This window comes from Clostridium sp. CAG:43 (genome assembly GCF_000434655.1).
GTDB lineage: Bacteria > Bacillota > Clostridia > Lachnospirales > Lachnospiraceae > Otoolea > Otoolea fessa.
This window is the reverse complement of sequence record NZ_FR895083.1, coordinates 852-7955: the sequence shown is the minus strand read 5'-3', so window position 1 is coordinate 7955 and position 7104 is coordinate 852. Positions and strand designations below refer to the sequence as shown.

Here is a 7104-nt window from a genome sequence, read left to right as displayed (position 1 = left end):
CCATGTTTTACTTCAAATATTTTTTCATATAATTTTTTATCCATCCATGGAGTTACACAATTAGTAACTGTGTCATAAACCCAGGGAAGAGTAAACACTATATCTGGTTTTTCGTCCGTGTTTTTTATAAGTTGCGTAAATTTTTCAACATATCTTATATTAAGCCAGTCATCACTGTCCAAAAAACACAAATACGGTGTTTTCACTTCTTTCATTCCTGTATTTCTGGCTCCACCAAGCCCTTTGTTGTCCTGATAAATATATGTAATCAAATCACTGTATTTATTTTTATAATCTAAACATATTGTTTCTGTTCCATCTGTGGAACCATCATTAACAATAATAATTTTATGATTTCTCTTTGTTTGATTTACCAAGCTATCCAGGCATTCAGCAATATATTTTTCAACATTATATGCTGGTACAATAATCGTAAGTAGTTCGTCCACCCTATTTTCCATTTCATTTACCTCTTATTTATATTTTACTTTTTTCTTAAATATCTCAAAGTATACCTCACCCCGTGCTCCCTAACACATCTGATTCCTCCCACAATTTTCCGACTCCACTTACATTTCTCTTCTGCTTCCCGAATCGAATATAAAGTCATATCCCGAACCAGTCCTTCATAATAAGGAGTCATTCTGGCATACTTCCAAAACACTTCTCCAAAGTCCATCTCCGGATGATGCCATGGTTTTTCAGAGCCTGCATAATGTATGATTTTGGGCTTCTTTCTTGCCTCAAGATACATCTCATTCAGCCATGCTGGTGACTTTACTACAATCTGATTTTTCCGGATTCCGGCATAGTCCACCATCATATTCCATACCATATCCAGATAGCGTACTTTTCCTTCGCATAGCTTATTTAAAATATCCTGATCCAGCAGCTGAAATTTATGTGAAGTTGCATACTGTAATTTTTCTTCCACCGTATATATCTTCCGAAACTCTTCCAGATTCATAAGCAAAGTTCCTGCCTGAAAATACATATATGGCTCTTTTAATTTCAAAACCTGATCCATATACTGTTTTTTATTTGGTTCATAACCGTTATACAGCCCCGCTGTATCTGCATCATGACACGCCCCCAGAAGATATCCATCTATATTTTCGTTGTATAATTCAGCCACATCGCCCTGTACCACCATATCTGAATCCAGATACAGTATTTTTTGATATCCAGGAAGCAATTCCGGCAATACAAGCCTGAAATATGTCTCAATACTGAAATGCCCCCGGATATAAAAAGAACATCCCTGTATATACGGCGTTGGATCCAGATAACGGATGCTAAAATTGCTTTTATCCGTTATCATCCTTTTAAGGATCTCTTTATTTTTTTCCGATATATTTTGTGTCAATACAAGGATGTCATAATTGTATTTACTGCTGGCACATTCACGTATACTCTCCAACAAAGTTGACATATATGGAACAAATTTATCATTGCACGCAAATGCGATCGCAATATTCCGCTCCTCAAATGCCGGCAGCACAGATACAGGCTGTTTCGCCTCCGTATGAAAGACAATGACTGTCTGCAAAGTTTTTATTTTCAGATTTCTGGTTCGTTTTAAATGCATATAATAAAGGGTCAGCAGCCGTTCCCCCAGATGCCCCGGAGTTCTCCTTCCCTCAATGGAATAGTCACGCATATTTGCTCTTTTTTCAAATTCAAACAATATATCAAACAGCCATTCCATGTATTCGAAGAACAGTTCTTTTTTCATAATATACATATTGCAAAAACACGTGTATTTTCCCTTTAAATACAGCTCCATATCTTCTGCATAATCAGGATATTTTTCTCTTACAATGTCAGATACACATTTTAAATCTTCAATATGCAAAGCATCCCCGTACTGATATTGTTCATATACATTCGAAGCTTTTCCCGGCATCGAGGCAACATTTTTTTCTTCTGAAATCACCAGATCATAGGAGGAAACCAGCGCTTCTATCTTCCCATCAGAAAGTCCATACTTCTCTTTCATTTCTTCTGATAAAATATTTTCACGCACATTTCCCCAGCGATCTTCCCTATACCGCCGATCTGAAAAATTCAAATATCTCCGGTAATGGAAAAAACCATAATAATCCGCGTTCAAATTTTTCCAAGCCCAATACTGTGCTGTCAATTCACAATACATCGAATTTTTTTCAGATATATTTTCTCCTGTATTGTCCATAAGCATATTGTCCAGCTTTCTTTTTCCCAGAGCCGCTCCCACCTGAATCGGTAGAAGAATATTACTTTTTAAGAGCGCCGTATCTTTATGGCAAGCTACCAGAATCTTTACATTACTCATTCGAACCTCTTCATTCTCTATGCCAGACGATTTATGCCAGACTTTCCATGTATTGTTTTGCAATCTCGTCGACTTTTCCAATACCCTTTACAATTCCCTTTTGAAGCCAAAGCGCATGATCGCAAATCTGCTGTACCGATTCAATCGAATGCGATACGTAAAGAAGTGTTGTTCCGCCTGCCCGCATTTCATTCATGCGTTTTTCACATTTCTTCTGAAATGCATAGTCACCTACTGAAAGGACCTCATCACAGATCAAAATATCTGGTTTGACAATCGTTGCTATCGCAAATCCCAGTCTCGCCGCCATACCGGAAGAGTAGTTTTTAATCGGCATATCCAAAAAATCCTGCAATTCTGCAAATTCTACAATCTCGTCGAAATGCTCTTCCATAAATTTTTTATCATGCCCCAGGACAGCACCATTTAAGAAAATATTTTCTCTGGCTGTCAGATCACCATCAAATCCGGCACCCAGCTCAATCAGCGGCGCTATGCTTCCGTTGACTGTTATTTTTCCTTTATAAGGTTTTAGAATTCCACAGATTGCCTTTAACAGCGTAGATTTTCCAGATCCGTTTACGCCGATAATTCCCCAGGCTTCTCCTTTTTTCACCTCAAACGATACGTCATTGAGTGCGAGAAATTCTTTAAACATCAGTTCATGCTTTACAAGCTTGATGAAATACTCCTTTAAATTATCGATCTTCTCGGACGCCATATTAAAACGTATTACAACATGCTCCGCTTTGACCGCACATGTATTCATATCCATACAGATGTCTCCTATTTCGCGTAATTAAATGTAAAGTATAAAACGATCCTGATTTTTCATAAAACATGCCGTTCCGATTACCAAAACTCCCAACGCGACCAATGTTCCCTGTAAGACCATTCCCAAATCCGGAAGCTGCTGCATCAAAACAACCGTTCTGAACTGTGTGATATAGGAATACAGAGGATTAAATGTCGTAATTCCCCATCTCAGTCCATCCGGCAGCTGATTGATCGGATAGAAAATAGGGGTCAAATACATCCAGCCTGTCATAAATGCAGCATAGATATACTGCACATCTCTGAAAAATACGGTTGCCTGCGACAGGAATAAACCAATCCCCGTACTGAACACATATACCTGGATAATAATGAACGGAATGAAAAGCATATACCAGTTCAACGGAACTCTGCATACAAAAAGAACAATCAGCATCGCGCCAAGAGAAAACAGCATATTTACACATGAGCTTGTCACTTTGGAAAGTGTAAATATGTATTTTGGTACATACGTTTTCTTTAACAGGGATGCATTTCCTGTGATTGACCACATTGCCTGATTCGTTGATTCTGAAACAAAATTAAATACGGTCTGTCCGATAATCAGATATACTGGATAATTCTGTATATCAAACCGGAACATATTTGAAAATACGATGACCATGATCATCATAATCATCAATGGATTTAAAATACTCCACAGATATCCTAAAAAACTTCTCCGATATTTCAGCTTTACATCTCTCTCAACTAACTGCTGCAAAAGATTTCTGTAATTATATAATCCATTCAAACGATCTCTAAATCGGCTCATTTTTAAAAGCTCCTATTCATCTTACTAAGCGCCCAAACCGCCGCCCCATACAACCGATACCGGCTCATCCGGAGCGCCTTTACCGCCTTATTCCGGTTTGCATGATAAATTCCCGGATATTTTTCCAATAATTCCTTGTCAAACCGAACCAGCTGATTTCTCACCATTTTATCCGCAGGAAGACTCAAAAGGATCTTGACTCTTCCTGCCGCCACGCGGGCGATTCCGCTCTCGATATAGCGCATTTTTTCTTCGGAACAAACAATCTCCCCGTTGCGGCATTTCTCATAAAATGCACACAAGGATTCCAGCACCCGGTCGTAATTTTTCTTATTCTGAATCATTTTTTCCGGGCTGACACTCTGACCTGCACGTCCAATCCGGTACTGATAGACAAAATCCGGCAGAAAGGACACGGTTCGCACCCATGGAATCGGATACAGGATGTATTCCGCATCGACGTAATAGCAGTGCTCGTCGATTGAAAGCGGCATCTGTCTCAAAATCTCCGTCCGCCAGGTGATTCCATGCATTTTCATATAAACCTGATCGGCAATCCCGTCGAAGACGTAGGATTTTCCATATTTCACGCCCTTGAATGGCTCTTGCATCTCTGCTTTACTTGGAAAAGAGGATTCTTCGCCGCTTCCATTGTCAAACCGCCAGTAAAATCCGCTGACTACCGCATCGTCATTGGTATGCGCCAATGCATCTACTAAATTTGAAAATGCCTGCGGATCGACCCAGTCATCGGCATCGACAATCTTTAGATAATGGCCTCGCGCCTCCCGGATACCACAATTAATACCGGAACCGTGGCCACCATTTTTTTTATGAATCACGCGGACCGTATCCGGATATGCTTCTGCATATTGATCCGCGATTTTTCCGGTCTGATCGGTTGAACCATCATCTACCACAAGGACTTCCAGGCATGACTGCCCACATTTCTGGTGTTTGATATCGGATTCTGCCGCACTTTTCTCTCTTTCTGTATGTTCAAGCGAACGGCACTGTGCTTCGCATCCGGCACAGAGTGAATCCAGTGTATATTGAATATATTTTTCCGCGTTATACGCCGGGATGACGACTGTCAGAAGCGTTTCCATTGTCTGCCACTCCTTCCGTACTTTCTTTTAACATCATGATCTTCGGGGTCATCAGCATCAGCTTCAGATCCAGAAGCAGAGAATAATTCCGTATGTAGGTCAGATCCAGCTTCAGCTTGTCATAGGAAGTCGTATTGTATTTCCCGTAAACCTGTGCATAACCGGTCAGCCCTGCTTTCATTTTCAGACGATAGCAAAATTCCGGGATCTCTTCCTCTATCTCCGCCGCCAGCTCCGGGCGTTCCGGGCGCGGTCCCACGATCGACATCTCGCCTTTCCAGATATTAAAAAGCTGTGGAAGCTCATCCAGACGGGTTCTGCGGAGGAAGTGTCCGACCGGCAGAATCCGATCATCATTTTCAGCCGCCAGTCTGGCGCCTGTTTTCGCTTCTGCATTCTGAATCATCGTCCGGAATTTACAGATCTGAAACTCTTTTCCACCCTCGGTCAGCCTCGTCTGCTTATAAAACACTGGTCCCCGGTCGGTCAGGTAGATCGACAGCGCCACCAGCAGAAAAAATGGCGATAAAACAACGATTCCCAATCCCGAAAAGAATAGATCAATCGCCCGTTTCACAAACCGCTGTCCCCCGGAAATGCCCTCATTTCTTGACAGAAGAAGCGGACTGTCGAAAATATCCAGTTCTTCCGAGGTCCGGAGCAGAATATCCGACAGCTTCGGCACTGTATAGGTGCGGATGTCCTTTTCAAAGCATTTTTTCAAGAGTGCATTTCGCTCCTTGGCTGGAATATCGCCGATAATCAAGGCGTCAAATGTCCCTGCTTCCCGGATGATCGCCTCCATTCCCACCCGGATATGAATCGCTTTCGCCAGGTAATATTTATCCTCGCGCGAATTGATTTTTTCCATCAGATGAAATGCCGGACGATCGCCACATACCAGAAGCATTCTTCTCGGCGGAAACAGCAGCCGATATAGCCGCTGAAATAAGTACGTCCAGACGATCGCCGCCAGAAGCTGTACCAGCGTCATCGCCAGTAAAATCCGCGGATCGTGAAACTTCTTATCCAGCAATGAGATTTGTATATAAGTAATAATATTTAAAAGTCCGATCGACAGTATCTGAGAGCAAAGCAGGTTTCCCTTTTTCAGATATCCGATCCTGAATCCCCCATATGTATATAGGAAGAAAAACAAAATTCCTGCATACAGGGCGATCATCAGCCAGTTTCCTCTTCTCCAAAATGGAAATTCAATTAATTTATTGAAATAACCGTTCCAGACGCATCCATAAATCCCCGTCAGGACAGCCATCAAAATGACCGCGCCTCCCATTCGGAACAGCCTCTTGAATGGTTCGTATTGTCTCAAAATCGTATCCTCTCGCAACTGTCCGCTTTCTCTCAGGCAAACTCCGCGTACAAATGTACGGTTCTTACCAAACAGTTCCTTTCTTTCATCTTTTTTTCCCTGAACTATCAGGCGTGCATTCCTTCCCGCAACTTTTTCTGATACAAATAGCCGCGAATCCCAACCGGCAGTATGCTTGCCGCCACGCGCACAGCACAGTTACTTATATATTCAGGAAATGTCAAAAATCCACTTTTATAAAAATGGGTCTGCAGACGCATATTCTCTTTCGCATACGCCAGACCGCCGCGCCGCTGCATCATGCCATTTCCGGTTCTCGCGTATACCAGCACATCCGGCAGATTTTCTGCCCGATAACCAGCCTGCAGCATCCGCACCCATAGTTCATAATCTTCGGCGCCCTTCACTGCACGATAATTGCCAACCACTAAAACAGCGTCCCGCCGCATCATAACCGCCATATGGTTCATCGGGTTGCGCCTGCGGGCAAATGTAAGAATCTCCTCATAACCGCACGGCAACGTCCGGGTACCGGTGATACAACAATCTTCTGGAATCTCCACCGGCTCTTTCGGCGTATCTATCGTCCACTTCATATTTGCTGCTTTTTCCAGCGAATCCATCTCAAACTCGGCAATCGCTCCGCTCGCCAGCGCCAGCGCCGGGTTGCCACGGAACTGCGCCAGCTGCTTTTCACATCGTTCCGGACAGGCGATATCGTCGCTGTCCATGCGGGCAATCAGGTTATTTCGGCAGCTTT

The 7104-nt window shown here is 42.6% G+C and carries 7 protein-coding genes; all 7 read right to left on the bottom strand.

The features are described from left to right. Positions 1-461: glycosyltransferase family 2 protein (locus QVO97_RS06800; protein ID WP_288189226.1), on the bottom strand; the 461-nt coding region annotated here is incomplete at its 3' end. 23 nt (positions 462-484) lie between these two features. After that, positions 485-2314 carry a DUF4422 domain-containing protein gene (locus QVO97_RS06795; RefSeq protein ID WP_022359616.1) on the bottom strand — a complete coding sequence of 610 codons (1830 nt, stop codon included), beginning with the start codon at positions 2312-2314 and terminating at the stop codon, positions 485-487. A gap of 31 nt (positions 2315-2345) precedes the next feature. After that, entirely contained in the window at positions 2346-3089 is a 744-nt protein-coding gene (locus QVO97_RS06790) for an ABC transporter ATP-binding protein (RefSeq protein WP_022359615.1), read from the bottom strand. Between the two features lie 24 nt (positions 3090-3113). Next, positions 3114-3902, bottom strand: coding sequence for an ABC transporter permease (locus QVO97_RS06785; RefSeq protein WP_022359614.1), 789 nt, complete (start codon positions 3900-3902; stop codon positions 3114-3116). A gap of 2 nt (positions 3903-3904) precedes the next feature. After that, positions 3905-5011 (bottom strand): glycosyltransferase family 2 protein, encoded by a 1107-nt coding sequence (locus QVO97_RS06780; RefSeq protein WP_022359613.1) that lies wholly within the window; start codon positions 5009-5011, stop codon positions 3905-3907. Next, the gene (locus QVO97_RS06775; RefSeq protein WP_288189222.1) at positions 4974-6344 is read right to left on the bottom strand and encodes an exopolysaccharide biosynthesis polyprenyl glycosylphosphotransferase; all 1371 of its coding nucleotides are present in this window, start codon (positions 6342-6344) and stop codon (positions 4974-4976) included. Before QVO97_RS06775 ends, QVO97_RS06780 begins: the two co-directional genes overlap by 38 nt. Positions 6345-6451: 107 nt before the next feature. Next, a partial coding sequence (locus tag QVO97_RS06770) for a hypothetical protein (RefSeq protein ID WP_288189221.1) occupies positions 6452-7104 on the bottom strand: 653 nt, incomplete at its 5' end.